General features: G+C 69.3%; 23 protein-coding genes and 1 tRNA gene. 11 read left to right on the forward strand and 13 right to left on the reverse strand.

Translation table 11 applies throughout. The features are described from left to right. Positions 1–5: 5 nt before the first annotated feature. Positions 6–611, reverse strand: coding sequence for a CoA pyrophosphatase (locus C516_RS18340; protein ID WP_018716833.1), 606 nt, complete (start codon positions 609–611; stop codon positions 6–8). Between the two features lie 144 nt (positions 612–755). Between C516_RS18340 and C516_RS0102755 the strand changes: the two genes are divergently transcribed. Further along, entirely contained in the window at positions 756–1,355 is a 600-nt protein-coding gene (locus C516_RS0102755; protein ID WP_018716834.1) for a hypothetical protein, read from the forward strand. Between the two features lie 12 nt (positions 1,356–1,367). Here the strand turns inward: C516_RS0102755 and C516_RS0102760 are convergent, their stop codons facing one another. Further along, positions 1,368–2,282, reverse strand: coding sequence for a chemotaxis protein (locus C516_RS0102760; RefSeq protein ID WP_018716835.1), 915 nt, complete (start codon positions 2,280–2,282; stop codon positions 1,368–1,370). 287 nt (positions 2,283–2,569) lie between these two features. Between C516_RS0102760 and C516_RS0102765 the strand changes: the two genes are divergently transcribed. Then, a complete protein-coding gene (locus C516_RS0102765; RefSeq protein ID WP_018716836.1) occupies positions 2,570–4,288 on the forward strand; it encodes a GGDEF domain-containing protein in 1,719 nt (572 codons plus the stop codon). 47 nt (positions 4,289–4,335) lie between these two features. On the opposite strand, the gene C516_RS18345 is transcribed toward C516_RS0102765, so the two are convergent. The 3 genes from C516_RS18345 to C516_RS0102780 form a co-directional block, all read right to left on the reverse strand. Then, complete coding sequence (locus tag C516_RS18345; protein ID WP_018716837.1) at positions 4,336–4,707, reverse strand: nuclear transport factor 2 family protein; 372 nt, start codon at positions 4,705–4,707, stop codon at positions 4,336–4,338. Next, a complete protein-coding gene (locus C516_RS0102775; RefSeq protein ID WP_018716838.1) occupies positions 4,707–5,312 on the reverse strand; it encodes an HAD family hydrolase in 606 nt (201 codons plus the stop codon). The genes C516_RS18345 and C516_RS0102775 overlap by 1 nt, the downstream gene beginning before the upstream one ends. 110 nt (positions 5,313–5,422) lie before the next feature. Then, positions 5,423–6,139, reverse strand: coding sequence for an ArsR/SmtB family transcription factor (locus C516_RS0102780; protein ID WP_018716839.1), 717 nt, complete (start codon positions 6,137–6,139; stop codon positions 5,423–5,425). Between the two features lie 128 nt (positions 6,140–6,267). Between C516_RS0102780 and C516_RS0102785 the strand changes: the two genes are divergently transcribed. Then, positions 6,268–7,650, forward strand: a complete 1,383-nt coding sequence (locus C516_RS0102785) for an MFS transporter (RefSeq protein ID WP_018716840.1) — start codon at positions 6,268–6,270, stop codon at positions 7,648–7,650. Between the two features lie 222 nt (positions 7,651–7,872). After that, positions 7,873–8,841, forward strand: a complete 969-nt coding sequence (locus C516_RS0102790; protein ID WP_018716841.1) for a zinc-dependent alcohol dehydrogenase family protein — start codon at positions 7,873–7,875, stop codon at positions 8,839–8,841. 184 nt (positions 8,842–9,025) lie between these two features. Here C516_RS0102790 and C516_RS0102795 read toward each other — a convergent pair. The 3 genes from C516_RS0102795 to C516_RS18350 form a co-directional block, all read right to left on the reverse strand. Next, a tRNA-Ser gene (locus C516_RS0102795) sits at positions 9,026–9,113 on the reverse strand. Positions 9,114–9,168: 55 nt separating this feature from the next. Further along, positions 9,169–10,023 carry an HDOD domain-containing protein gene (locus C516_RS0102800; RefSeq protein ID WP_018716842.1) on the reverse strand — a complete coding sequence of 285 codons (855 nt, stop codon included), beginning with the start codon at positions 10,021–10,023 and terminating at the stop codon, positions 9,169–9,171. Then, positions 10,020–11,897 (reverse strand): putative bifunctional diguanylate cyclase/phosphodiesterase, encoded by a 1,878-nt coding sequence (locus tag C516_RS18350; RefSeq protein ID WP_018716843.1) that lies wholly within the window; start codon positions 11,895–11,897, stop codon positions 10,020–10,022. The genes C516_RS0102800 and C516_RS18350 overlap by 4 nt, the downstream gene beginning before the upstream one ends. Positions 11,898–12,133: 236 nt before the next feature. Between C516_RS18350 and C516_RS0102810 the strand changes: the two genes are divergently transcribed. Further along, complete coding sequence (locus C516_RS0102810; protein WP_018716844.1) at positions 12,134–12,736, forward strand: rhomboid family intramembrane serine protease; 603 nt, start codon at positions 12,134–12,136, stop codon at positions 12,734–12,736. 111 nt (positions 12,737–12,847) lie between these two features. After that, complete coding sequence (locus C516_RS0102815) at positions 12,848–13,747, forward strand: LysR family transcriptional regulator (protein WP_018716845.1); 900 nt, start codon at positions 12,848–12,850, stop codon at positions 13,745–13,747. Positions 13,748–13,824: 77 nt separating this feature from the next. Here C516_RS0102815 and C516_RS0102820 read toward each other — a convergent pair whose 3' ends face one another. The 3 genes from C516_RS0102820 to C516_RS0102830 all read right to left on the reverse strand — a co-directional run bounded on the left by C516_RS0102820 (position 13,825) and on the right by C516_RS0102830 (position 15,748). Continuing rightward, positions 13,825–14,055: a hypothetical protein gene (locus C516_RS0102820; RefSeq protein WP_018716846.1), complete on the reverse strand. Its 231-nt coding sequence runs from the start codon at positions 14,053–14,055 to the stop codon at positions 13,825–13,827. Positions 14,056–14,342: 287 nt separating this feature from the next. Continuing rightward, the gene (locus C516_RS0102825; RefSeq protein ID WP_018716847.1) at positions 14,343–15,386 is read right to left on the reverse strand and encodes a quinone-dependent dihydroorotate dehydrogenase; all 1,044 of its coding nucleotides are present in this window, start codon (positions 15,384–15,386) and stop codon (positions 14,343–14,345) included. Between the two features lie 59 nt (positions 15,387–15,445). Beyond that, a complete protein-coding gene (locus C516_RS0102830; RefSeq protein WP_018716848.1) occupies positions 15,446–15,748 on the reverse strand; it encodes a hypothetical protein in 303 nt (100 codons plus the stop codon). Positions 15,749–15,988: 240 nt separating this feature from the next. Between C516_RS0102830 and C516_RS18355 the strand changes: the two genes are divergently transcribed. Next, positions 15,989–16,465: a DUF6231 family protein gene (locus tag C516_RS18355; protein WP_018716849.1), complete on the forward strand. Its 477-nt coding sequence runs from the start codon at positions 15,989–15,991 to the stop codon at positions 16,463–16,465. On the opposite strand, the gene C516_RS0102840 is transcribed toward C516_RS18355, so the two are convergent. Both C516_RS0102840 and C516_RS0102845 read right to left on the reverse strand, forming a co-directional pair. Continuing rightward, the gene (locus tag C516_RS0102840) at positions 16,453–17,313 is read right to left on the reverse strand and encodes an alpha/beta hydrolase (protein ID WP_018716850.1); all 861 of its coding nucleotides are present in this window, start codon (positions 17,311–17,313) and stop codon (positions 16,453–16,455) included. The genes C516_RS18355 and C516_RS0102840 overlap by 13 nt on opposite strands. After that, the gene (locus tag C516_RS0102845) at positions 17,313–18,569 is read right to left on the reverse strand and encodes an MFS transporter (protein ID WP_084594052.1); all 1,257 of its coding nucleotides are present in this window, start codon (positions 18,567–18,569) and stop codon (positions 17,313–17,315) included. The genes C516_RS0102840 and C516_RS0102845 overlap by 1 nt, the downstream gene beginning before the upstream one ends. A gap of 205 nt (positions 18,570–18,774) precedes the next feature. Between C516_RS0102845 and pepN the strand changes: the two genes are divergently transcribed. From pepN to C516_RS0102865, 4 genes are all read left to right on the forward strand, one after another. After that, positions 18,775–21,426, forward strand: coding sequence for an aminopeptidase N (gene pepN / locus C516_RS18360; protein WP_018716852.1), 2,652 nt, complete (start codon positions 18,775–18,777; stop codon positions 21,424–21,426). Between the two features lie 4 nt (positions 21,427–21,430). Beyond that, entirely contained in the window at positions 21,431–23,491 is a 2,061-nt protein-coding gene (locus tag C516_RS18365; RefSeq protein WP_018716853.1) for a carboxy terminal-processing peptidase, read from the forward strand. An 80-nt stretch (positions 23,492–23,571) separates the two neighbouring features. Beyond that, entirely contained in the window at positions 23,572–24,999 is a 1,428-nt protein-coding gene (locus C516_RS0102860; RefSeq protein WP_018716854.1) for a hypothetical protein, read from the forward strand. Beyond that, entirely contained in the window at positions 24,996–25,583 is a 588-nt protein-coding gene (locus C516_RS0102865; RefSeq protein ID WP_018716855.1) for a hypothetical protein, read from the forward strand. Before C516_RS0102860 ends, C516_RS0102865 begins: the two co-directional genes overlap by 4 nt. The last annotated feature ends 56 nt before the right edge of the window (positions 25,584–25,639 follow it).

The raw sequence follows: 25,639 nt of genomic DNA on the forward strand, positions 1-25,639 counted from the left end.
GCGCCTCAGGGGGTCTCGGGGGCTTCGGGGCAATCGGCAAGCAGGCGGTACAGGTCGCGGAGGATCGCCGCGGTCGCGCCCCAGATGTAGTAGTCCCGGTACGGGATCGCGCACAGGCGGTAGCGACGTCCGCCGTGGCTGACCGGGTGTGGGCGGTGGTTGGTCACGTCGAGCACATACTGGAGCGGCACCTCGAAGATCTCGTCCACCTCCACCGGGTCCGGTACCAGGTGCGCCTGCGGATCCACCAGTCCTACCCAGGGCTGGATGCGGAAACCGGTGCCGGTGGGATACTCGGGCAGCGATCCGAGCAGCTCGACCGACGTCTGCGACAGACCGATCTCTTCCTCCGCCTCGCGCAGGGCGGCGGCCAGACTGGACGGGTCGTGCGGTTCGATGCGTCCGCCCGGAAAACTGATCTGCCCCGCATGGGCACGGAGGTGGGGCGTGCGGCGTGTGAGGATCAGGTGCAGGCCCTCGGGGCGCTCGACCAGTGGCACGAGCACGGCGGCGGGATGCAGCGGGGCGTCCTCCGGGATCGCGGCGCGGACCGGCATGCGAGCCGCGGCGAAGCGCTCTCTCACCCAGCAGGACTGAACCGGAACGGTCATGGGTACCTTCATGCAAACGTAATACGAGGATTATAAGGCTTCGTCGCGCCGACGACAGGACCGTTCGCTCCCGTGGGGAGGACGTGCCTCGGGGGACAAATTCAGTCATAATGGGGTCGGATTCCGAGGACTAACGGCCCGGCCATGCGTTATCTCAACGGTATACTGGGGACATTGGCGATTCTGGCGGCTACCACCGGGCCGGCGGCGGCCGGTGACGTGTGGCACAGCCCCATGCGCCCGCAGCTCGAGCTCACCACCGAGCTGAGCGAGGCGCTGGATGTCCGTTTCGGAATCAGCACGGACACGGATCCAACGGTGGGCAGCGGCTGGCGGGGCTATGTCCCCACCGGGCGGCAGGGGCTCGGGGCATCGGCGATGGTGGACTGGGAATTCCCCGCCGCCTCCGGCGTACGCCTCACTGGCGGCGCCTTCTACGGCAATTCCGACTGGGGCTGGCAGGAGAGCCGCGCGCGCATGGACGACGGTCATGACGCGACCAGCTACGGATTCGACAGCAGCGGTGACTGGACGCCCTACCTCGGTCTGGGCTGGGACCAGCACTTCGGCGAGGACAGCCGGCTGGGGCTGCAGCTCGACATGGGCGTGAAGTTCGAGGGCGTCACGGACCTCGACCGCAACGATCAGCTCGATCGTATGCGCGAGGAGGCGGCACTGAGCACGCAGTTCGAAAGCTTCCGCTACGTCCCGATGTTCTCCGCCGGGGTCGAGTACCGGTTCTGATCGCGGGCGTCGTCAGCCGGCGACGCCCTCGCCCTCCTCCAGCATCGCGTTCACGTAACGGCCCAGCTCGCTGGCGTCGAACTTCGCCAGGAAGTCGTCCGCACCAACCTTCTCGACCATCGCCCGGTTGAATACGCCGGACAGCGAGCTGTGGAGCAGGATCTTCAGACCGCGCAGGCGTTCGTCGGATCGGATCCGGCTGGTCAGGGTGTAACCGTCCATGCGGGGCATCTCGATATCGGAGATCACGAGCGCGACCGAGGCCAGTGTTTCCTCGTCCGTGTCGTGCAGCCACTCCAGGGCCTCCTCGCCGTTCTTGGCCACGGTCACGTCCCAGCCCGAGGGCTCGAGCGTGCGCCGGATCTGGTTGCGGGCGACGCTGGAGTCGTCCACCACCAGCAAGCGGTTGCGCTGGGCGGGCGCGGTGCTGTGCTGGAAGTCCACATCCAGGGGCACCGGATCGCCCATGACCTCCGCCAGGACCTTTTCCACGTCGAGGATCTGCACGAGGACACCGTCGACGCGGGTTACCGCGGTAACGTAGCCGCGGTCGGCAATGTGCTGGGGAGGCGGGAGGACATCCTCCCAGCTGACGTTGACGATGCGGTCCACCTCGTCGACGAGGAAGCCCTGTACCGCCCGGTTGTACTCCGTGATCACCACCGAGCTGGCGTCCCCGTGCTCCGTGGAGCGGATCGCCTGGGCGAGATCGATGATCGGGATGGTCTGCCCCCGCAGGTGCGCGATACCGCGCACGCCTGGGCGGGAGTCCGGCATGACCGTCACGCGGGGTGAGCGTATCACCTCGCGGATCTTGAACACGTTGATCCCGAAGTGTCGCCGCCCGATCTTGAACAGCAGCATCTCGAAGCGGTTGTGTCCCGCCAGCTGAGTGCGCTGATCGATGCTGCCCATAGCCTTGGCCATATGATTGCCCCCGTCCCGTCCAGTTGATCCCCGACGACCATTATATCGGCCGTGGATCGATGGGCTATAGCCCTTCCGGCTCACGGAAGGCCGTATCCGGAAAGCCGCCCCCGCGGTGGCCGTCCACGAACGGACATAACCCGTGCCGCACACGCCGGGCGGTGTCACATGCCGTTTGCGTTCTCCAGCCGGGACCGGTACATGTGCAGTGAAGGGGGGTGGCGCACGGATATTCGCCACTCTGTGATACGCGCTGACGAAGCGCTTCGCTCCAGGGGTGCGAGTCCGTGAGCCTGAAGACCCGTTTCCTGCTCCTTGCCGCGACGCTGATCGCGCTGGCCTCCGTTGCCGCCTGGGTCGCCTTCCAGCGCATCGCCGAGGGCATTATCGAGCAGTGGGGACAGCGGACCGCCGAGCTCCAGGTTCAATACGACAGCGCCCGGCTCCTGCAGCCGCTGGAGCGTGAGATAGCCCTCGCCCGCCAGCTGGCCGACTCGCTGGTGCTGAGGCGCTGGGCGCTCCAGCCGGACGAGCCCGCACTCAAGGAACAGGCCCTCCAGGAGATGGAGAGCTTTCGCCGTAACTTCCGCAGCAACAGCTACTTCGTCGCGCTGCGGGACTCCGGGGCCTACTATCACAACAACGCCGCGAACGAATTCGAGGGGCGGGAGCTGCGCTACCACCTGGATCCGGACGATCCGTCGGACGCCTGGTTCTACCGGCTCATCAAGGAGGGGCGGGACTTCCACCTCAACGTCAATCCGGACGAGGAGCTCGGCGTCACCAAACTCTGGATCGACGTCCTGCTGCGCGCCGACGACGGGCGCATCCTCGGAATCGTGGGCACGGGCATGGAGCTCGAGGGCTTCCTGCGGGACATCGTGGATCTCAGTCAGCCGGGTATCACGACCCTGTTTGTCGACTACAACGGCGCGATCCAGCTCTATCGTGATCAACGTCTTATCGATTTCGCGAGCATCGTCAAGTCGGAGGGCCAGAAGAACACGATCGACCTGCTCCTCGACACCCCGGCGGACGAGGCACGCTTCGAGGACATGATGGCCTCCCTGCGTGAAGGGGACGGCGGGCCGACCGCGATCCGTACCGACTTCGTCTCGGTCAGCGGTGAGCGTCACCTCGCCGGGATCGCCTATCTGCCCTCCATAGGCTGGTACGAGGTCACGCTGCTGGACCTGGACACGCTGATGCCGGTGAGCCGATTCGCGCCCGTGGCGGTGGTGTTTGCCGTCGCCCTGCTGCTGAGCCTGCTCGTCTTCCACTTCGCCGTTCAGAAACAGATCCTGGGACCGATCGGCGCCCTGGAGAGCGCGATGAAGCGTGTGCGTCAGGGGGACCTGGCCCCGGGCCCGCTACCCTCCGGGCCGGGTGAGATCGGCCGGCTCATCCAGCACTTCGACGGCATGGCCGGGGCCATCCGGTCCCAGACCGAAGAGCTGGAGCGCAAGGTCGCGGCGCGCACGGAGGCCCTGCATAACCTCGCGCGCATCGACCCGCTCACCGATCTCATCAACCGCCGGGGCATGACGGAGCTCCTCATCGAGGAGGTCGCACGTAGTGCGCGCCAGCACAGTCATTTCGGGTTGATCTGGCTCGACCTCGACCATTTCAAGACCCTCAACGACAGCCTCGGTCACTCCGCCGGCGATCACGCGCTCACCGAGGTCGCGCGACTGCTGCGGGCGAGCCTGCGTGACTACGATCACGCCGCGCGCTGGGGCGGCGACGAGTTCCTCGTTCTACTCTCGCCCTGTGACGCCCGGGTGCTCGGTCAGATCGCGGAACGCATCCGCGCGAGCATCGAGTCGGATGCCCGCGCCATCGGGCAGCCGCTGACCGTCAGTGTCGGCGCCTATCTGGCCCGTCCGGGCGAGGACATGGAGCGAGTGCTCCGGCGTGCCGACGAGGCCCTGTACGCCGCCAAGGCCGCCGGCCGCAACGGCCTGCGTATCGCCGGTCGCGGAGGAACCGCAAGACCATCGGTGTAGTGGCCCTCCCGAACGGCGGCGCCCGGCGCGCCGCCGTTTGCGCTTCGCTACATCGCATCCCCGATGTCGTCTCCAGCCGGCGTCCCCTGGTGAAAGATCATTCGCCAGCATCCGGATTCCCTGAGCCAGACAGAGGAACGAAACGCGTGCCGGCTCAGACGGCCATCCGGCGATACGTGAGCCGCGCGGTAGGTCACCAGTACGGCGTCCGGCGCGATCCTCTGGTAACGGAAACCCTCGGCATGAACACCGGGCGGTTCCCGGTCGCTCAGGTTTGCAAGGATGGAGTCGCGGCTATGCTCCCGTCCGGAGTAGCCGATCTCGCGGAATTCCGGATGCAACAGCACAAGCAGCCGGTCGCGGAACTGCCGCCGTACGCACCGGTGCAGCTCCCGCTCCAGTGCCTCCAGCTCCTCCATCACCCCGCGGAACGCGTCGCGCCGAGATGCAGCGCGAGCTCGTCGAGGTGATCGACGATAAGGTCGGCCTCGAGCGCGAAACGGCCGTTGCGCTCGTTGCGCAGCAGGCAGGCATGGGCGCCGGCGGCGCGGGCGGTCTGCAGATCGTAGACGAAATCGCCGACGTAGATCATGCGCGCCGTGGGCACGCCCAGTTGCGCGGCAATCCGGTGCAGGCCGTCGGGATCGGGCTTGGGCTGGCAGTCCTCCCGGGTTAGCACCAGGTTCACCGGGATATCCAGCGCCCGGTGCATGTGCTCGGTGGTGATGCGGGCATTGCGGGTGAGAATGGCCGTCGGCACACCGGCCGAATGCAGGCCGGCGAGCAACTCGCGGGCACCGGGGATCCAGGTCGCGGCCTCGGCACCGGCCATTTCATGCCGCTCGATCACTGCCCACGCCCGTTCCACCGCGGCCGCGTCGCCCAGCGTCTCCATGTGCTCGATAAGGCCGATTCCCTCAGGGAAGCCGAGCTCCCGGCGCATGGCCGTGAAGTCGAGGCGGGAATCGACCAGGGTGCCGTCCAGGTCGAATGCCACGGCGTCGATGCCCGTGCGGTAGTCCATACGTCCTCCCGACGGTCCGGCACCGTCGCGTCGTGGTAAAGGCCCGAGGGTGACTCAGTCTACGCGAATGCCGCCCGTGCCACATACCGGCCGCAGCGGTGGACCGACGGTCATTGCCCGTGCGGGGATGCCGCGCGCTCCGGATCGACCCCCAGATACCGTTTCAGCGCCTGTCGTCCCGCCGGTGTGACCTGTATGACCCGCGGCTCGCGGGAACGCCGGAGCCATCCGCGGTCACACAGTGACTCGAGCAGCCGTCGGCCTAGAGGCCCCGCCAGGTGATGCTCGCGTTCGGTGGAGTCCAGACACTGACGGGCGATCCCGCGGCGCGTGGGCCGGAGCGTGTCGACGTCAATTCCAAGCGCAGAGAACCAGGTCGCTCCGCTCCGGCTCACCTCGAAACGCTTGTCCGCCACCGCGACGAGGAAGCCCTGGTACACCAGGGCACGTGTGACGAGCACGCCGACCCGGCCGGCCAGATGGTCGTAGCAGGTGCGGCAGTGGCGCAGCAGCCGGCCCTTCCGACCCACGACAGTGCGTGCCGGTTGCGGCAGCGGACGTATCGCGGCGAGCTGCTCGACCGCCTGGGCGACGTGATCCCCCGCCATGCGGTAGTAGCGGTGTCGTCCCTGTGTTTCCATCGCCAGGAGTCCGCCGGCATGCAGCCGTGCCAGATGGACGCTCGCGGTCTGCGGCGTAATACCCGCGGCGCGGGCAAGCTCTCCCGCGGGACGGGCACGGCCATCGGTCAGGGCCATGAGCATCATGGCCCGGGCCGGGTCGGCCATCAGCCAGGCGGCGTGGGCGAAGCCGGGTGACTCGGGCATCGGTGTTCCTCCCTCTGCAGGGGACAGCGTACCGCGTCACCGGAATCGATGCTTCGTCCCGCGGCGAACCATCACCGGCACCATCACCGCGACACTGTCCGCCTCCGTTCAACCGAGGTCAGCTGTTTATGGTGGACTCCATCGAAGCCCCGGGGCCGGGTGCTCATCCCGCCGTGCCGGTCCGGCGCCGGCGGGTGCTCGTCACACTCTGTCTGGCTGTGCTCGCGGCACAGGTCGACACGGCGGTGGTCAACCTGGCCGTCCGCCCTATCGGCGTGTATTTCTCGGCCGGGGTAGATACGTTGCAGTGGGTCGTCGACAGCTACAATGTCGTCTATGCGGCGCTACTGCTCTCCGGCGGTCTGCTCGGCGATCTCAAGGGGCGCCGGCGTATCTTCCTCGCGGGTGCCGTGGTTCTGACTGCGGCGTCTCTCGCCTGTGCCCTCGCCCCGTCCCTGGGCATCCTGATCGCCGCGCGCGCCACCGCCGGACTGGGGGCGGCGTTGCTCGTCCCGGCATCACTGGCGATCATCCGGGTGGTTTGGCCGGAGCCCGCCGGTCGGGCCCGTGCGCTCGGCATCTGGGCTGCCTGCAACGGGCTCGCCATGGCCCTGGGCCCCACCGCCGGCGGTGTCGTCATAGATAGCCTGGGCTGGCCGGCGGTCTTCATGGTGGTCGTACCGCTTACGGCGGCGTCTGTGCTCCTCGCCCTGCCCTCGCTGCCGGAGTTCGCCGATGCCGCCGGCCGGTCGCTCGACACCGCCGCCCAGGTTGCCGGCGCGTGTGGTCTGGCCGCACTGGTCTTCGCGACCGTCGAGGCGCAGGGGCGGCCCGCAGCCGCCGCCGTGTCGGCCGTCGGGGCCGTCGCCGCCCTGGCGATCTTCGTGCGCATCGAGCGCTCGCGCGGTCATGCCGCCATGGTGCCGCTGGACCTGTTCAGCAACGGAACCTTTAGCGGCGCCATGACGGCAACGGCCGGCATGACGTTCGGGATGTACGGTGTGCTCTTCCTGCTGCCGTTGACCTGGCAGAGCACCGGACGTCTGGATGCCGCCGCCGCGGGCATAGCGCTGATGCCGATGGCGCTGTTGTTCGTTCTGGTCTCACCACTGTCCGCGCGGGTGGTGCGGCGTATGGGGACGCGGCTTGCCATCAGCTCCGGGATCGCTCTCATCGCCGGGGCACTGCCCGGCATCGGATACGGTGCGCCCCTCGGCAACCTCGTTCCGGCCGAACTCGCCCTGGCCCTGACCGGCGTCGGCATGGGCCTTGCGACCGGACCACTGATGGGCGTCGCGGTCGGCGCGGTGACGTCGGCCCGCGCCGGTACGGCCGCCTCCCTGATCAACGTTGCACGAATGGTGGGTGCAACCACTGGCGTCGCTGTGCTGGGGGCGGTGTATGCCGCGGCCGGCGGCGGCAGCTACGGACTGGCCGCCGCCATGCTCGCGGGCGGCGTGGTCCAGGCGGGGTGCGCGGGCATCGCCTGGTTTTCACTCCCCGCTTTATGAGCCCCTTGATCCACACGCGCGCCAAGCCGCCGCGTACTCACGGGACGGCGGGTGCGGTGGCACGGACAGCGGACCATCGCGGCCAGTGACGCCCGGGACTGCGGCGCGGGCGTCTCCGGGCACCGCCGGTGCATGAAGCCGTCTCCGCCCTCTGCTACCGTTGCGTTCATCCATGGATCGTTCCGTGACCACCGCGGTCAGGCCTCGCCGGCAGGGACCACAATGAAGAACGCCTCGCTCTGCTACCGCTCGTTCGGGCCGCCGCTGGACAACCTGGAGCTCGTCGAGTCGGACGCGGTATCCCGCCCCGAAGGAGCCCTGCGTGTGGCCATGTCGCTCGTGCCGGTCAACCCCTCCGATCTGATCCCGGTCACCGGCGCGTACGCGCACCGGATCGCACTGCCCGCGGTCGCCGGCTACGAGGGGGTGGGCGTGGTGGTCGACGCGTCGCCGGCGTACTCCGGGCTGATCGGACGGCGCGTCCTGCCCTTGCGGGGGGCCGGGACCTGGCAGCGGTTCGTGGACTGCGATCCCCGGCTCGCGGTCCCGGTACCGGAGGACGTCGGCGACGTCGTCGCCGCGCGCGGCTACATCAATCCCTTGGCGGCAACCATGTTGTTGCGGCGCTGGCCGGTCCGGGGCAAACGCGTGCTGCTGACCGCTGCCGGATCGACGTGTGCCGGGCTTCTCGGCACCTGGGCCCGGCAGGACGGTGCCGCGGAGGTGAACGGTATCCTCCGCTCCCCCGGTGGCGCGGCCCGGCTGTCGGCCCTTGGGATCGCGCCCGTGTCCCAGAACGATAATCGCGCGATCGATCGTCTCGCGGACGGGGCCGACCTCACCTTCGATGCCCTCGGCGGCTCGCTCGCCACCCGGATACTGGCACGCATGAAGCCCGGCAGCTCGTTCGTCGGTTATGGACTGCTGAGCGGTCGGCCGGTCGTTCCCTCACGTTCAAACCGTGCCGGACTGTACCGGTTTCACCTCCGCGACGAGATCGCGCCGATGGCGCCGGCCGCATGGCAGCAGGCCTTTCGTGTGCTGTGGCCCCGTTTGCTGCGCACGGCACTGCCGGAGGTCGCCACCTTTCCGCTCGCGCAGTGGCGCGCCGCGATCAGGCATTTCTCGACACCGGGGACGGGGAAACCGTTGATTGGTTTCGGTGCCGCAGACAGGGGGTCGGCCATTTAGCCGGGCACGTCAGCGGGTGACACGCAGCACAGTCGCCGTGTATGACGGGCGACGGGGTTGTGTGCACGTGGTCTCATCTCACGGTCGTGCGTGGATGCGGTCAGGCCGGGCGGCGGGTGTGTACCGTCCACGTCGCTGGCCGTCGCGGGATCAGCTCGGCCCGTGCCCGTAACAGGTGGGGAGATGGCGGAGGAGGAGGGATTCGAACCCCCGGACCCTTGCGGGTCTGCGGTTTTCAAGACCGCCGCCTTCGACCGCTCGGCCACTCCTCCGTGAGCGCGCTATTCTCGCCCGGGGCGTGTCCCGACTCAAGCGTCGGGGACGAGGTCACCGCAGCAGCGCCGCTGTCTCCGCATAAGCGTTCTCGATCTCGTCTACGAGGCCCTCGCAGTTCTGGGGCGTCAGCCCCGCGAGCGCCCATGCCGGCGATGTCTCCGGTACGATCCCGCCAGCATCGGTGATACCCTCGCTGAAGCCGATGGACAGGCGGCTGCCGAGATGCACGATCGCCGCCGGGCCACCGTGGATCTCCGCCCCCTCGGGATGCACGTGCCAGCGCACGGCCGCCGAGACGGCCTCCGGGAGCCGCCACGACGTCAGCAGCTCACCCCCGACCACCGCCTCGTCGCTCTCCATGACCGCGCGCTCGATAGTAAGCAGCGGGTCGCTGCTGTCATGGAGCTCGTGGAGGAGTGCGCTGCGCGCCGCCTCGGGTAGCATCAGGCATACGACGATACTGCCGACGTCGTGCAGCAGCCCGCCGAGGAACGCCCGCGCCGGGTCCATGCGTGCGGTTGCGCGCACGGCGACGCGGGCGCAGGTCACCGCCGCGTGGGCCGAGCGCCGGAAAAAGTCGTCCATGTTGACCAGTTCCGGCGGCACGCCGCGGAAGCTCTCGACCACCGACGTGGCCAGCACGAGGCCGCGGACCTCCTCCGCACCGAGGAGCATCACGGCCTCCTCCACCGTGGCCACCTCGCGGCCGACGCCGTAGTACGGGCTGTTGACCATGCGCAGCACGCGAGCGGTCACGCCGGCGTCGACGCCGATGATCCGGGCGATGCGTGCCGGCGTCCATTCCGGCCGCTCGAGCTCGACGGTCAGCTGACCGTAGACCTCCGGCGGGGATGGCAACTCCCCGAGGGTGCGGACGAGGTCGTGTGCGGCAGGCCCCGCACTCATCCCGTCTCCCCCCGTCGCGCCCCGCTGCCCGGCGGCGCCGGCCGCTCTCCGGCGGTGTCCGGTGGCATGAGCCCGGCATAGCCCGGCAGCTCGACGCGGGCGATGGGGGTCTCGCGGGCCTCGCCGAGATAATGGCCCTGGACGTAATCGACGCCGAGCTTGCGCACGGCCTCGAATGCGGCCTCGGTCTCGACGAATTCGGCAATGGTTTCCTTACCGAGACTGCGCGCGATGGAGATCATGTGGCGCACCAGGGCCTGATCCACCGGATCGTTGGCCACATTAACGATGAAGCTGCCGTCGAGTTTCAGGTAGTCCACGGGGAAGTGCTTGATATAGTTGAAGGTACTGAACCCCGAGCCGAAGTCGTCGAGCGCGAAACGGCAACCCAGGGCCCGCAGCCGGGCGATCAGCTCGCGGCTGCGCGCCATGTTCTCGATCGCCGCGGTCTCGGTGATCTCGAAGAGCAGGCGGTCCGAAGGCACGCGGCTCATCTCCAGCCGCCGGGCCAGGAGGTCGAAGAGCTCGCGGTTGAGGAATGCGTGGGCGGAGAGGTTCACCGAGACACGGACGTCGCGTTCGCCGCGCGGCTGGGCGGCAAGAAAATCCAGCGCCCGGTCGACCACCCACATGTCGAGGCGGTGTATGAGGCCGGTGCGCTCCGCCACGGGGATGAACTCCCCGGGCATGCACACATTGCCGTCGCGGTCGCGCATGCGTAGCAGGCATTCGTAGTGCGTGATGCGCCCGTCGCGGGTACGCACGATCGGCTGGAAGCACAGGAACAGCCGGTCGCGCTCGATCGCCTCGCGGATCAGCGGTGCCCAGGTGTGGTCGCGCCGGAGGTAGTCCAGCTCGGGGTCACCCTCACTGTAGGCGTGCACGCGATTGCGGCCGTGCTGCTTGGCCACGAAACAGGCCTGATCGGCCCTTGCCATCAGCTCGCTGACCGTCGCCCCACCGCTGCCCGACTCGACCCCGGCGACACCGATACTCGCGCAGGTGCGGTACTGGCGACCGCCATGCTGGAAGCCATGGCCTTCAAGCTCGCCCCGTATGACCTCTGCCCGCTCGAGGGCCTGCTCGGCGGTGAGGTTCTCCAGGAGGACGGCAAACTCGTCGGAACCGATCCGGGCGACGGTATCGGTACGGCTTGCGTGCCGGCGCAGCAGACGCGAGACCTGGACGAGAAAGCGATCGCCGGCTTCATGCCCTTCCAGGTCATTGACCAGCTTGAACCGGTCCATGTCGATGAGCAACAGCGAGCACGGGCGATCGAGGCTGGTGGCGCGAAAGATCGCGAGCTCGATAGCCTCCTTGAGACGACGGCGGTTCCAGAGACCGGTGAGATCGTCGTGATAGACGAGGTGCTCGAGCCGCGACTCCATGACCCGCAGCTCCGAGACCTCGGACTCCAGTGCCCGTTCGCGCAGGCGCAACGCACGGTGTTCGGCCTGGGTCCAGAGCAGCAGCGAGAAACGGTGGGCCATGCCCTCCTGCGCCTCACCGGTGGTGAGCACGTCGAGAAGCCCCCGCTCCCGGGCAGCCGCCAGATCGCCGGGACGCACGCCGGCGCGGGAGCGGCGCAGCAGGACCAGGCCGACCCCCGCCTCCTGCGCCAGCGCCAGCAGATCCCGGCCTGGACGGCTGTCCGCCTCGCCCAGCAGTGTCTCGCCCACGACGGCGAGGAGCATGTTGCTACGGGGATCATTGATGCATGCCCGCAGATGCTCACGCACGCCCTCCAGACTGTGGACCACGCCACGGACGCTGAGACCGGCGGTCTGGAGGTTGCTGGATGTCGCCATGGCCACGGCGGGCTCGCCGTCGGCGATCAGAATCGAGCCCTCTCCGCCGTGCTCAACAGCAGCCATGAATTAGTGCCCCTTGGTTTCTTTTTTCAGGGCAGGATCACCCCGTTGGGGCCGTTAGTGGTCGGGGCCCCGTTTCGAGCGCATTCACGCTTTGTCCCCCAAGCAGCTGTTACTAAAGCATATCGGATGCGCTTTCACAAATGACGCCGTTATCGGCGACCCGCCACCGCCTTCGGAATCACGGGCGCCGCCCCCATACTGAACGCATCGTCCGCCAAGGAACCGGGATGCCCTCAATGACTGTGACCCTGCTGATCATCGGCGTGACCGTCGCCGTCTCCCTCGCCGCCTGGCAGCGCCCCACGCTGTTCGACGCGCTGATCTACTGGCCTCCGGGCGTGGCGCGGGGCGAGTGGTGGCGGCTGCTCACCCACGGCTTCATTCACGCCGACGGCGCTCACCTGCTGTTCAACATGGTGACGTTCTACTTTTTCGGCCGGGTCATGGAGCAGGTGCTGGTGCCCTACATCGGCGCGCCGGGCTACGCGCTGTTCTACCTCGCGGGGATCGTGGTCGCCATCGTGCCGACGCACATGCGTCACCGCCACGACCGCCTGTACCGCAGCCTGGGTGCCTCCGGTGCGGTATCCGCGGTCCTGTTCGCCTATATCCTGCTGCAGCCGTGGTCGACCCTGCTGGTGTTTTTCCTGCCGGTACCCGCGATCATCTTCGCCGTCGCGTATGTGGGCTACTCGGTCTGGGCCGACCGCCAGGCATCGGATAACATCAACCATGGTGCCCATCTCGCCGGGGCCGCTTGGGGCGTGGTGTTCATGCTCGTGCTGGAGCCGCGGCTGGCGGGCCACTTCCTCCATGCACTGCTGACCCCGCTGGGCTAGCCGGCCGCATCGGCCGTGACGCCGCCCTTTCATTGGTCGACCGGGGGCTCCTGCTGCGTTAGCTTTGTCGCAGAGGAACGGATTCAGTGACGAACCGACCATGTTCCATGCATGAGTGAACAGCGCCTCCCCTGGGACGACCTCCGGCTGGTCCTGGCGATTGCGCGTACGGGTTCCCTGTCCGGGGCGGCACGCCGGCTCCGGGTCAGTCACGCCACCGTCTATCGCCGCCTCGGTGACCTGGAGCGGCGTCTCGGCGTGCGCCTGTTCGAACGCCAGCGAAGCGGCTACACGCCGACGCCCGCCGGCGAGGAGGCCGCCGCGGCGGGCAAAAGGGTCGAGGACGAGGTCCTCGCGGTGGAGCGCCGGGTCGTCGGTCAGGACCTGCGGCCGTCCGGTACCGTTCGGGTGACCACCACGGACAGCCTGCTTCTCGGTCTGCTCTCGCCGCTGTTCGCCCGTTTCCGCCGCCTCGAACCCGACATCGCCCTGGAAGTCTCGGTGTCGGACGTGCTGTTCAGCCTGCCCCGGCGCGAGGCGGATGTCGCCCTGCGGGTGACCAGGCGGCCGCCGGAGCACCTCGTCGGCCAGTGTATCGGCACCCTGGCCCAGGCGGCGTATGTCTCGCGGGATCTCGTGACCGATCCGTCCTCGTCCCCGGATCCGGAAGAGCTGGACTGGATCGGGCCGGACGAGAGCTGGAGTCAGCGGGAGCTGATCCGGTGGATGGACGCGAGTGGCCACGATGGGCGCTGCCGGTTCCGGGCGGACACCCTGGTCGGCATGTACGCGGCGGTGCGGGAGGGGATCGGCGCGGGGGTGCTGCCCTGCTATCTCGGCGACGCCGAGCCGCGCCTCACTCGTCTGACTGCACCGGTGCCGGAGCTTGCCATGGACCTGTGGATCCTGATGCATCCGGATCTTCGCGGGGTGGCGCGCATCCGGGCCTTTGCCACGTTCATGCGCGAGGCGGTGCGCGCCCTGCAGGACCGTCTCTCCGGCCACGGCTGATCCGGCACCGCGGTTCGCCCCGGGATCATGGTTGTACGGGCATTACGATGCCCCGCCCGCCTGCACCGGCCACTCCCCTACGGAGTGCCGCGGCACCGCTGCGGTAAGGCCGCCGCCCCGCCGTCCCGGCGGCGGGCCCGCCGTCGGAGCGCGCGCGCGGCGCGAAACAAGGCCCGCAACGCTGCGCTGATCAGGTACAGCGTGACGGCACCGCGAGCGGCAGCCTGCATCTCCAGGCTCTGGTGCATCAACGTGCCGGTACGCAAATCGTTGTCAGGTGTGGGCACCTTCCGGTTTTCCGCATTCATGGCGACCTCCCTTGATGTCGCGATCCCGCGTCCGCCCGCTACCGATTGCCGGGTCGAACCGCACTACGCCGTGATCAGCGTGTTCCGGGAAGCGTAAGCCTGTTCCTGAATGCAAAAAATTCCATATAGGCGGGGATTGAGTTTGCATTAGTGCAAACTCTTGGGCGTGATCGTCGAGGGTGCGCAACGCGCACCGAGCGGACAAGGCAGCGGGTCGGGATCACCGGATGTCTTTACGCACGGCAGGCCCCCCACCGTGATCCGTGGGGGTGGGAAGTGTCCTGCCGCTACGTCTCGGCCGGCGACGGTCGCAGCGACTCGTCCCGGAGCGCCCTGGCGCACTCGCCAATCAGGCCCGGCCCCCGGTAAATCAGGCCGGTATAGAGCTGGATCAGCGCCGCCCCGGCCCGGCGCCGTGCCGCCGCGTCATCGTCGCAGGTGATACCCCCGACACCGATCAGCGGGACCCGGCCATCGAGCGCCCCGGCGAGTTGCGTGAGCGTGCGGCCGGCGCGGTCACGCAGCGGGGCGCCGCTCAGTCCCCCGGTCTCGGCGGCCATGCGGCTATCGGTAAGGCCGTCCCGGGACAGCGTGGTGTTGGTCGCGGTAACGCCGTCGATGCCGCAGGCGAGCACGCGCTCGGCCATGACCGCGACCTCGCCCGCGGCCATGTCGGGCGAAATCTTGATCACCAGCGGGACGCGTCGGCCGTGCCGGCCGGTGAGACGTTCCCGGGTCTCGCACACCGCCTCGAGCAGCGCGCCCAGGTGATCGCCGCCCTGGAGCTCGCGCAGGCCGGGGGTGTTCGGTGACGACACGTTCACCACGACGTAGTCCGCGTGGGCGTAGACCCGTTCCAGGCAGTGCCGGTAGTCGTCCACCGCGGCGGTCAGCGGGGTGTCCCGGTTTTTGCCGATGTTGACCCCCACGACGCCCTCGAACCGCCGTGCCTGGAGGCGCCCGACCAGATGGTCCACGCCTTTGTTGTTGAAGCCGAAACGGTTGATCAGGGCGGTATCGCCGGGCAGGCGGAACAGTCGTGGGCGCGGGTTCCCCGGCTGCGGGCGCGGCGTCACCGTGCCCACCTCGACGAAGCCGAAGCCCAGCGCACCCAGGGCGTCGACGTGGTCGCCGTTTTTGTCGAGGCCGGCCGCCAGTCCCACCGGGTTGGGGAAACGCAGGCCCATGACCGTGACCGGGTCACCGGCGGGCGGCCGCGCGGCCAGCCCGTTCAGCCCCAGGGCATGGAGCCGGTCGAGGCCGGCAAGGGTCAGCTCGTGGGCACGTTCGGCATCCAGTGAGAACAGCAGCGGACGGATCAGGCGGTACAACGGCGCACTCCAGGCCGGCGGTGGCCGCCCCGGCGGCGTGCGGGGCGGGTTGAGGGCGATCAGTCGTCGCGGCGCAGGCGGCCGCTGACGCGGAAGCGGTTGCCGGGGCGGACGTCGACCTGTTCCACCTCCATGACCGCTTCCAGCGGATGGGGCTCGTCGGGGCGCTCCGGCACGCGCAGGCGCAGGCCCGCGCCGGGGACCACGGCGGCGTCCGTCTCGAAGGTGACCCGCTCGGCGGCGATCTGCAGGTCGGCCCCCTGCTGGATCCGCCGGCTGCCCTGCTCGCGGAAGGTTACCTCCGCCGCGGAGAATTCACTGCGGAAGCGGTTACGCGGTTCGGTATCGGTGGATATGCTCATCGTCGTCACCCCCAGCTCGGAAAACGGCGCGGGATTATCCCATCCCGACCCCGTCGCTGCCATACGATGGTGTCGTCATGGACGCGGGCACACAGGCCCGCGGACCTGCCCGCGAGTCGCGACCCCCGGCCGCCCTCCGCTGGCGACCTGCCAAGCATGGTCGCTCGCGGCACGTTTTGCCAGCCGGCCGCCCCGGCCACCGTGTTACGCTTGCCGTCACCCATGTGTAACGGGACTACCATGAGCGACACCCTGCCCGAGCTCGCACCGCGGCTGAGCGCCATCATCGAGGCGCTGACGCCGGCGTCCATCGTTGCCGTCGGAGGCGGACTGGCGCCGGAAGAGCGCTGGCACGCGATCACTACGACGCTCGCCGCCGACGATGCGCTGGGACATCTGCAGCCGGGCGTGCGCTTCGATCTGGCTCTGGCGGACGCCGCCACCGGGCCCGCTGGAGAAGACGCCGCCGTGATCCTGGCCCGCCTGCGCGACCTGTGCGCGAGGCACGTGCTGGTGGCTACCCATGATGGCGCCGCCGCGCCCTGGCGGCGGCGTGACCTCGTCGGTCTCGGTTATGTCCATCTCGGCGACTGCGTCGAAGGCCGACGCGAGGTGCGGTTGTTCGAATTCGATATCTCCACCTACAAGACGACGCCGGACTGGTTGAGCCCACGCAACTGGGCCAATCCGGAAATGTGGGACCGCTACCGCTGGTAGACGCCGGCCGCGCGGAGCCAGTGCAGGACCCTGTCGGCCACCGGCTGCCAGTGCGGCTCCAGCATCATGCCGTGTCCCACCCGGCCGGCGAGTTCGTAGTCCGCGCCGATCTGCTGCGCCGCGGAGCGCAGCTCTTCCGGTGCGAACAGCGCGTCCTCCGCGGCGGCCACCAGCAGTGTCGGCACCCCGGCCCGGCGCAGCGCCGCGGCACTCGGCAACGGTCCGAACGTCATCTCCCACAACGCCCGGGGCGATTCCCGCTGCATCAGCGGCGCGAAACGCTCGACCACTGCGTCCGGGACCCGCGGTGAGAACAGGGCGCGGCGGGCCACGTCGATATCCACCAGCGCCGGACCGGCCCCCTGAAGCATCGAGAGCTGGCCGGCGAGCATCGGGTCGCGCCCCATCAGGCGCAGGCCGGAGCCCAGCAGCCCGGTGGGCGGGACCGGTGCCAGCAGCACCGCTGCCGCAACCTCGTGCCGCGCGCGCTCGATCAGGCGCTGCACGACGAACCCGCCCATGGAGTGGCCGACGAGGATGCAGGGTTCCCCGGTCCGGGCCATTACCGACTCGACGTCCGCCACGTAGGCGGCGATGCCGGCGGTATCCAGGCGTCCGCCGCTGTCGCCGTGGCCGCGCAGGCTCACTGCGAGGCCGGGCACGCCGGCCGAGGCCAGGTGGTCCAGCCAGTGGGCCTGCCAGCACCAGGCGGCCGCATACGCACCGTGGACGAGGATCACCGGCGGTGAGCGGCGCCGGTGCACAGGCAGACCCGGGTGACGCACCTCCAGCGACGGCACCGGCCCTGCCGCCATGGCGTCCAGCCAGTCCGTCCAGGTACCGAACATCAGGCCTGTCCCCGCCGGCCGAGGACAAACCAGACCAGGCCGGCGGACTGCAACAGCGCCAGCGTCCCGAGGCAGACCGTGTAACCGGTAGCGCCGTAAGTGCTGGTCGCCGGATCCTCCCAGAGGTGAAGTACGCCGCCCATGCCCCACTGCACCGCGAACGCGCCAACGAACACCAGCAGATTCAGCGCGGTATTCGCGCGTCCGGCCAGCTGGCCGTGGAAGTGCTGCGAGAGCGCGGCGTACGGCACAGTGCCGGAGGTGCCGAGGAGACCGAAGGCCATCCACAGCATCAGCGGGAAGGCGCCGCCGGAGAGGATCAGCGCGATCTCGACGAGCAGGAAGCCCGTCATGCCGCACACGGCGACGGTCCCCGGTGCCACCCCGCGCCGCGCGAACCGGGTCGCCACGGTGCCGGAGAGCAGGAAGCCGGCCACCACCGCCAGGCTCAGCCCGGTGAGATGCAGGGCCACGCCGCCGCGGTCCAGCCCGGCCACGTCCCGTAGCCACGGCCCCGCCCACAGCCCCTGTATGGCGAGGAACGCCGCCTGCGAGGCAACCGTGAACGGTGCCAACCGCCAGAAATAGCGGTCGCGGAAGACCTTGGCAATCCCACCGAGCTGCTGTCCCAGGCCCAGATGCGCCGGGGCCTCCTCGTGTTCCGGCGCAACCTGGAGCAGTGTCAGCGAGATGAGCACGGAAAAACCCGCGAGACCGATGAACAGCATCTCCCAGCTCGTAAAGCCGAGCAGCCACTCCACCGGGGCGGTTGCGGCGAGGGCGCCCGTGCTGCCCACCGCCATCAGGCAGCCGTTGATGAACGGCAGCCGGCGCGCCGGGAACCACTGCACGAAGGCCTTGAACGCGGCCATCATGCAGCCGGATACGCCGAGACCGATAAACGCGCGCCCGACGGTCAGGCTGACCAGCGAGTCCCCCTGGGCGAACAGCCACGCGCCGAGCCCTGCGATCAGCAGCAATGCGGCCTCGACCCGCCGCGGGCCGAAACGGTCAAGCAGCATCCCCAGCGGCAGCTGGGCAACGGCGAACGCCAGGAAGAACGCGCTGGTGAGCAGCCCCAGGTCGGCGGCATTGATACCCGTGTCCGCCACCAGGTTGGGGGCGATCACGGAATTGACCGTTCGGTAGATGTAGGACAGGAAATAGCCGAGGGCGAACGGCACGAACACGCAGAGCGCCGTTGCCACGCCTGGCCTTGTCGATGTCTGTCCCGCCATGTCGCCGGAGGAGCTCATGCCCTGCCCCCTGTGCCCGAAAGCGATGCAGTCTAACAGAGGCCCCGGGGGGCGGCATGGCGCGGTGCGGAACGGCGGTGGCCGTCACCGGTCAATCGTGCAAGGCGTCCCTAGGCCATACCGGTCTGGGGCGATACCCTAGTGTCCTGGTCCAGGACATCGGGGATCCGTCGCCGCGGACCCGAAACCGGAATTGGGAGAATCGATGAGCACCGAGCCCGCCACCGTTTACCTCAGTGACTACACGTCCCCGGCCTACCTTGTCGACGAGGTGGCCCTGGACTTCGAGCTCGGCGACGAGGAGACCCTCGTCTATTCACGGCTGCAAGTGCACCGCGCGGGGCATACGGCACCCGGCTCGCCGCTGGTGCTGGACGGCGAGGACCTCGCGCTGGAGGCGCTGGCCATCGACGACCGCCCCCTGGACGCCACCGAGTTCGACGTCGACGAGCGCTCGCTGACGCTCGCCGGCGTGCCGGAGCGCTTTACCCTGTCCGTCACCACGCGGCTGCGGCCCCAGGACAATACCCGGCTGGAGGGGCTGTACCGTTCCGGCGGGATGTTCTGCACCCAGTGCGAGGCCGAGGGCTTCCGCCGGATCACCTATTTCCCGGACCGTCCCGACGTGATGGCACGGTATACCGTGACCATCACCGCCGATCGCGGCGCCTGTCCGATACTGCTGTCCAACGGCAACCCGGTGGGTAGCGGCGAGCTCGACGACGGCCGTCACTGGGTGCGCTGGCACGACCCCTTCCCCAAGCCGAGCTACCTGTTCGCGCTGGTCGCCGGCGACCTGCACTGCCACGAGGACCGGCACACGACCCCCTCCGGGCGTGATATCCGCCTGGCGATCTACACCGAGCACGCCAACGCCGGGCGCACGGCCCACGCCATGCGTTCGCTCAAGGCGGCGATGGCCTGGGACGAACGGACCTACGGGCTCGAGTGCGACCTCGACAACTACCTCGTCGTAGCGGTCGGCGACTTCAACATGGGGGCGATGGAGAACAAGGGGCTGAACATCTTCAACACCCAGTACATCCTCGCACGGCCCGACGTCGCCACGGACGCCGACTACACCAATATCGAGGCGGTGATCGGCCACGAATACTTCCACAACTGGACCGGCAACCGCGTCACCCTGCGCGACTGGTTCCAGCTCAGCCTCAAGGAGGGGCTGACGGTCTTCCGCGAGCAGCAATTCAGCGCCGACCGCGGCGCGCCGGCGGTGCGCCGCATCCAGGAGGTACGTACCCTGCGTGCCGCCCAGTTTCCCGAGGACGCCAGCCCCATGGCGCACCCCGTGCGCCCGGGCGCGTACGCCGAGATCAATAATTTCTACACCGCGACGGTGTATATGAAGGGCGCCGAGGTCATCCGCATGTACCACACCCTCCTGGGCCAGGAGGGGTTCCGCCGCGGACTGGACCTGTATTTCCGGCGTCACGACGGCCAGGCGGTGACCTGCGAGGACTTCCTTGCGGCGATGGCGGACGCCAATGACGTCGACCTCGGCCAGTTCGCCCGCTGGTATAACCAGTCGGGCACCCCGGTGATGCGTGTCAGCGACGAGTACGACCCGGCAGACGGCCGCCTCACGCTGACCGTCACCCAGGAGACCGCACCGACGGCGGACCAGCCGGATAAGGCGCCGCTGCACATCCCGCTCGCGATCGGCCTGGTCGGGGCGGACGGCGCCGACCTGCCGGTCCGTCTCGCCGGCGAGACGGATGCCCCGGCGCCGGGCACCCGTGTGCTGGACGTGCGCGAGCCGGAACAGCGTTTCGTGGTGGAGGGACTGACGGAACGGCCGGTACCGTCTCTGCTCCGCGGCTTCTCCGCACCGGTGCGTCTGGACTATGACTACACCGACGAGCAGCTGGCCTTCCTGTTCGCCAACGACAGCGACGCCTTCAACCGCTGGGAGGCCGGCCAGCGCCTGGCGACGCGCATCCTGCTGCGCTGGGTGGAGAATGGTGTCGGCGAGGTCCCTGCGACGTTCGTCGATGCGTTCCGCGAGACACTCAACGACACGGCGGCGGACCCCGCGCTCGTCGCCGAGGCCCTCACCCTGCCCGGCGAGGGCTTCATCGCCGAGCAGATGGCGGTCATCGAGGTCGACGCGATCCACGAGGCGCGCGAACACCTCCGCGCCGCCCTCGCCCGCGCCCTCGCCGCGGACCTCCGCACGGTCTATACCCGCAATGCGGTCGATGGCCCCTACCGGCCCGAGGCGGAGGACATGGGCCGTCGGCGGCTGCGCAACGTCGCCCTCGACTACCTCGCCACGGTGGAGGACGACGCGCTGGCACGCTGCCTGGCGCACTACCGCGAGGCGGACAACATGACCGACACCATGGCCGCCCTCGCCCTGCTCGCCGACCGCCCGGATGCGGAGGCCGAGGCCGCGCTGGAGGCGTTCGCGGAGCGCTGGCGCGACGATCCGCTAGTGCTGGACAAGTGGTTCCGCGTGCAGGCGCTCTCCCGCCGCGAGGACGCCTTCGAGCGCGTGCGCGCCCTCGCCGCGCACCCGGCATTCGATCCGCGCAACCCCAATCGCCTGCGTTCGCTGATCGGTGCGTTCTGCCAGGGCAACGCCGTGCGTTTCCACCGCGCGGACGGTGCGGGCTACACTTTCCTCGCGGACTGGGTCATCGAGCTGGACGGGATGAACCCGCAGGTCGCCGCGCGCCTGGCCAAGACGCTGAGCCGCTGGCGGCGCTACGATCCCCGGCGCAGTGAGGCCATGCGGGCCGCGCTCGAACGGATCGAAGCGCGTCCGGCGCTGTCCAAGGATGTTGGCGAGGTCGTGGCGCGCAGCCTCGAACGCTCAGAGGATCATCACAACGGGTAAGCCCATGAAACGTCTCTTCTCGGTCCTGGCCACCGCGATCCTCGCGGTGGCGCTGACGGGGGCGGCGACTGCCCAGTCGCTGCCCCGTCCCACGTCGCTGCAGCAGGGGGAGGCCCGGCTGATTGCCGAGCTGCTCAGCCAGTACCATATCCGTGACCAGGCGGTGAACGACGACCTCTCGCGGGCCGTCTACCGGGCGTACTTCGACGCCCTCGACCCGCAGCGCTACTACTTTCTTGCCAGTGACATCCAGTCGTTTTCGGGCTACCGCACCGAGCTCGACGAGATGGTGCGCAACGGCCGGCTCGACCCGGCGTGGGAGATCTTCAACCGCTACTACCAGCGGGTCCGCGAGCGCGTTGACTATGCCCTGTCGCTCCTCGACGGGGACTTCATCCGCAACGGCGAAGGGCGATTCCAGCTCGACCGGGACGACGCGGACTGGGCGGCCAGCAGCGACGAGCTGGACGCGCTCTGGCGCAAGCGCGTGCGTCACGACGCCCTCACCCTGCGGCTCAACGACACGCCCTGGTCGAAGGTCCGGGAGACCCTGCGCGGACGCTACGAGCGCATGGCACGGACGCTCGGTCAGTATCGCCCGGAAGACATCTTCCAGACGTTCATGAACGCCTGGGCCGGGCGTTATGACCCGCACACCAGCTACCTCTCACCGCGTCGCTCCGAGAACTTCGACATCAACATGAGTCTGTCGCTGGAGGGCATCGGCGCGCTGCTCAAGGGCGAAGGGGCGTACACCGAGATCGTCGAGCTCATCCCCGGCGGGCCCGCCTCGGGCAGCGGTGAGCTCTCCCCCGGCGACCGAATCATCGGCGTCGCCCAGGGCGACGGCCGGATGGTGGACGTAGTCGGCTGGCGGCTCTCGGACGTTGTCGAGCTGATCCGCGGTCCGCGCGAATCCGTCGTGCGCCTGCGCGTGCTCCCGAGCGAGGCCGGTGGCAGCGCCTCCCCCGAGGTGGTGAAGCTCACCCGCAACCGCATCGAGCTGGAGGAGCAGGCCGCGAGTTCGCGGGTCATCGATGTGGACGAGGGTCTCAACGCCCGGCGGATCGGCGTGATCACCATCCCCGCGTTCTACATGGACTTCCAGGCGGCCGAGGCCGGTAAGAAAGACTATCGCAGCACCTCACGGGACGTCGCCGACCTCATCGACGGTTTCGACGGCAAGGTCGACGGCATCGTGCTCGACCTGCGCGGCGATGCCGGCGGCTCCCTGGAGGAGGCGACCCGCGTGGCCGGTCTGTTCGTGCCCGAGGGGCCGATGGTCCAGGTCCGCCGCAGCAGCGGCGACCGCGAAGTCCTGCGTGACAAGGACGACGGCACCACCGCCTACGACGGGCCGCTCACGGTACTGGTCGACCGCTTCAGCGCCTCCGCCTCGGAGATCGTGGCCGGCGCACTGCAGGACTACGGCCGTGCGGTCATCGCCGGCGACCGCACCTTCGGTAAGGGAACGGTGCAGACCCTCGTCGACCTCGAGCGTTTCGGGCTGGACGGCGACGAGCCCACCGGCCGGCTCAAGATGACGGTGGCCAAGTTCTACCGGATTACCGGCCACAGCACCCAGCTTCGCGGTGTCGAGCCTGACATCGATCTGCCCATCGCCAGCCCGGACGAGACCGGTGAACGTGCCACGGACAACCCTCTGCCCTGGGACGAGATCGATGACGTGGCGTTCCACCATCGTGCTGCCCCGCTGCCTCTCGAGCGCCTGCGCGAGCGCCACGAGGAGCGGATGAAGACCGATCCGGCCCTGCAGGCGCTGGCCGGCGAGGTGGCCCGGCAGGAGGCGGCCCAGGCGGATACCACGGTATCCCTGGACGAGGCGGTGCGTCGTGACAGGGCCGACAAGGCCCGGGCCGCGAGGCTCAAAGCGGTCAACCGTGAGCTCGAGGCGCTGGGCCGTTCCCCGGTGGAGAGCCTGGATGACCTCTCCGACGACAATCGTCCGGATCTGGTGCTGCGTGAAGGGGCACGCATCACCGCCGATTTGGCCGAGCTGACCGGCTCGGATCCGGCACGTCATACGGCGGCGGCGGAGGAGTAACCCCCGCCGCGGGTCTTGCCCTCCTCGGCCCGGCATCGCAGAGTGTAGGGCCACCGGGCCAACGCGGGGATTTCTCTCGAATGCAGCGGCTTGTGCAGTTTCCGCTCGACAATCCGTGGCTGTCCGCCCTGTTCTGGGTGGTCGTGACCGTGGCCGTGCTCTACCTGGCGAGGCGACCGGCACGCCGGTGCATCCGGGTGGGCGGCACCGGCCTCGCCCGGGGCCTGCAGCGGGCCCATGCGCAGCTGTCGGCCGTCCGCCGGCGGCTCGGACGGACCTATCGCCGCCTGCTGGTGGCCTATGTCCGCGAGGGTGCGCGCGTGCGCACCGAACGTGAGCTTGCCCATCTCGAGCACACGATACAGCGGGACCTCTCCGGCTTTCCCCACCTCCAGCAGGTGCTCACCGGCCAGCTGCGGGACCTGGAAGCGGACTACCGCCAGACGGAGGAGACACCACCACGGCCGCCGGAGTGGGTTCGGGCGGTGGACTCCGTGGTCTCGCTGGAGCGCCCGGACGACCCGTCCGTGGCCCGTGTGCTGGACGACATGCACGCCACGCTGGAACGCGCCTGTCACAACACCCTGCAGAGCTACCGTTCGGCCAGTCATCGCCGGCACCGGGTGATCCGGCGCATGGTGCCGATCTGGCGGCGCATGAGCCGTACGCTGGAGACGATCCGCGGCGGTGTGGAGCGTGTCGAGGGCCGTGCGGCGGCGCTGGACCGGCGCATTGCGGTCTTCGAGCGCCTGAGCCAGCGGGAGAGCGATCCGGTCCGCCGCGCCGCCGGGCAGGCGCTGGTCCGCTGGATCGGAGCCCTGCTTGCCCTGGCGGTCACCGCGACCGCCGCCGTGACCCTGCACGCCCTGCTCGTGCGGCCGCTCAACGAGATCGGCGCGGCCACCGGTACCGGGCCTGCCGGAATACCGTTCTCCGCCTGGTTGTCAGCGACGTTCATCAGTGTCACCGCCCTCGCCGGCTTCGTGCTGGCGGAAACCACGCGGGTGACGCGTATGGTGCCGGCCCTGGGCAATGCGCGGACGGCGATACGTACGGGATTCGGAGTCCTCGCGGGCACGGTGCTCGCCTTGTTCGCGGTGATGGCCGGCGCGCTGGCGCTCACGCGCGACTATCTATTCGCCCTCGATGCCGCCGGGGATGCGCTGTTCGCCGGCGGCACCGCCTCGATCGCACCGCCCGTATTCATGTGGACGCCGGCACTGGTCGAGGCGGGTCTGGCCTTCACCCTGAGCCTGGTCGTGGCGCTCATCCCCATACCGCTCGAAAACACCCTGCGCCAGGGCCTGGTCGCGATTACGGCGGCCGCGGTCGCGCTCCTGCGGGTGCTGGACGCGGTCGTGCGTCTCGCCACGGCAACCTGCGTATTCCTGACCCGCCTCGTCCTGGCGCTCTACGACCTGATCGTCTTTCTGCCGCTGTTCGTTGAGCGTGCCGTACGCCGCCGCCGAACAGGGACCACCACGGAGGCCCCGGAGGGCGCCACGTGAGGGGATGTGGCATTACCCGCGCCACGGCACTGGCGGCGCTGCTGGCCACCGGCACCGGAATCGCGGCCCCCGGGACCGGGACGCGCCACTGCCTGCTGGTGGACCCGGCGGCCGCCGCCGCGGTCCCGCCCCAGGTCCTGTTCTCACAGATGGGCCGTCCCGACGCCGGGGACACGCTGCGCATCGTTGTCGGGGCCGACCGGGTGACGGATGTCACGCTCTCCCCGCGCCCGGGCCTGCGAACCGCGGAGCTGCTGGCCGGTGCCCGAGGGCTGGCGTCAGCGGGATCGGCAGCGGACGGCGGTACGGCCTGGCGGCCGTCGCCGGCCCGGTGCCTCGGTGACGGTATGCCCACGCGTGTGGTGGTGGCCGGACGTCTGACAGCGACGCCCGCCCCGGAGAAGGTGGCGGCGGGGACGCTCGCCGACGTCACCCTGCTGTCCCTGCCGGTCGGCGACGATGCCGGTGACGAGACCGGGCTGGATGCCTGGCGAAAGGCCTGGCCGGCGGCAACGCCGGTGCGGCTGATGCCCCTCGCGGGACCGGAGCTGCCGGCGACGGAGGAGTCGTCCGACGACGGCTGAACGGCCCCTGGCTCTGTCCGACCCGGCGATCCCGTCCGGCGGGCCGTTGCCGGCCG

Source organism: Arhodomonas aquaeolei DSM 8974, assembly GCF_000374645.1.
Taxonomy (GTDB): Bacteria; Pseudomonadota; Gammaproteobacteria; order Nitrococcales; family Nitrococcaceae; genus Arhodomonas; species Arhodomonas aquaeolei.

What these genes read in the sequence shown, in the direction of transcription:
- C516_RS18340 (WP_018716833.1), bottom strand. Translation starts at nt 611, where the DNA reads ATGACCGTTCCGGTTCAGTCCTGCTGGGTGAGAGAGCGCTTCGCCGCG.
- C516_RS0102755 (WP_018716834.1), top strand. Translation starts at nt 756, where the DNA reads ATGCGTTATCTCAACGGTATACTGGGGACATTGGCGATTCTGGCGGCT.
- C516_RS0102760 (WP_018716835.1), bottom strand. Translation starts at nt 2,282, where the DNA reads ATGGCCAAGGCTATGGGCAGCATCGATCAGCGCACTCAGCTGGCGGGA.
- C516_RS18345 (WP_018716837.1), bottom strand. Translation starts at nt 4,707, where the DNA reads ATGGAGGAGCTGGAGGCACTGGAGCGGGAGCTGCACCGGTGCGTACGG.
- C516_RS0102775 (WP_018716838.1), bottom strand. Translation starts at nt 5,312, where the DNA reads ATGGACTACCGCACGGGCATCGACGCCGTGGCATTCGACCTGGACGGC.
- C516_RS0102780 (WP_018716839.1), bottom strand. Translation starts at nt 6,139, where the DNA reads ATGCCCGAGTCACCCGGCTTCGCCCACGCCGCCTGGCTGATGGCCGAC.
- C516_RS0102785 (WP_018716840.1), top strand. Translation starts at nt 6,268, where the DNA reads ATGGTGGACTCCATCGAAGCCCCGGGGCCGGGTGCTCATCCCGCCGTG.
- C516_RS0102790 (WP_018716841.1), top strand. Translation starts at nt 7,873, where the DNA reads ATGAAGAACGCCTCGCTCTGCTACCGCTCGTTCGGGCCGCCGCTGGAC.
- C516_RS0102800 (WP_018716842.1), bottom strand. Translation starts at nt 10,023, where the DNA reads ATGAGTGCGGGGCCTGCCGCACACGACCTCGTCCGCACCCTCGGGGAG.
- C516_RS18350 (WP_018716843.1), bottom strand. Translation starts at nt 11,897, where the DNA reads ATGGCTGCTGTTGAGCACGGCGGAGAGGGCTCGATTCTGATCGCCGAC.
- C516_RS0102810 (WP_018716844.1), top strand. Translation starts at nt 12,134, where the DNA reads ATGACTGTGACCCTGCTGATCATCGGCGTGACCGTCGCCGTCTCCCTC.
- C516_RS0102815 (WP_018716845.1), top strand. Translation starts at nt 12,848, where the DNA reads ATGAGTGAACAGCGCCTCCCCTGGGACGACCTCCGGCTGGTCCTGGCG.
- C516_RS0102820 (WP_018716846.1), bottom strand. Translation starts at nt 14,055, where the DNA reads ATGAATGCGGAAAACCGGAAGGTGCCCACACCTGACAACGATTTGCGT.
- C516_RS0102830 (WP_018716848.1), bottom strand. Translation starts at nt 15,748, where the DNA reads ATGAGCATATCCACCGATACCGAACCGCGTAACCGCTTCCGCAGTGAA.
- C516_RS18355 (WP_018716849.1), top strand. Translation starts at nt 15,989, where the DNA reads ATGAGCGACACCCTGCCCGAGCTCGCACCGCGGCTGAGCGCCATCATC.
- C516_RS0102840 (WP_018716850.1), bottom strand. Translation starts at nt 17,313, where the DNA reads ATGTTCGGTACCTGGACGGACTGGCTGGACGCCATGGCGGCAGGGCCG.
- C516_RS0102845 (WP_084594052.1), bottom strand. Translation starts at nt 18,569, where the DNA reads ATGAGCTCCTCCGGCGACATGGCGGGACAGACATCGACAAGGCCAGGC.
- pepN (WP_018716852.1), top strand. Translation starts at nt 18,775, where the DNA reads ATGAGCACCGAGCCCGCCACCGTTTACCTCAGTGACTACACGTCCCCG.
- C516_RS18365 (WP_018716853.1), top strand. Translation starts at nt 21,431, where the DNA reads ATGAAACGTCTCTTCTCGGTCCTGGCCACCGCGATCCTCGCGGTGGCG.
- C516_RS0102860 (WP_018716854.1), top strand. Translation starts at nt 23,572, where the DNA reads ATGCAGCGGCTTGTGCAGTTTCCGCTCGACAATCCGTGGCTGTCCGCC.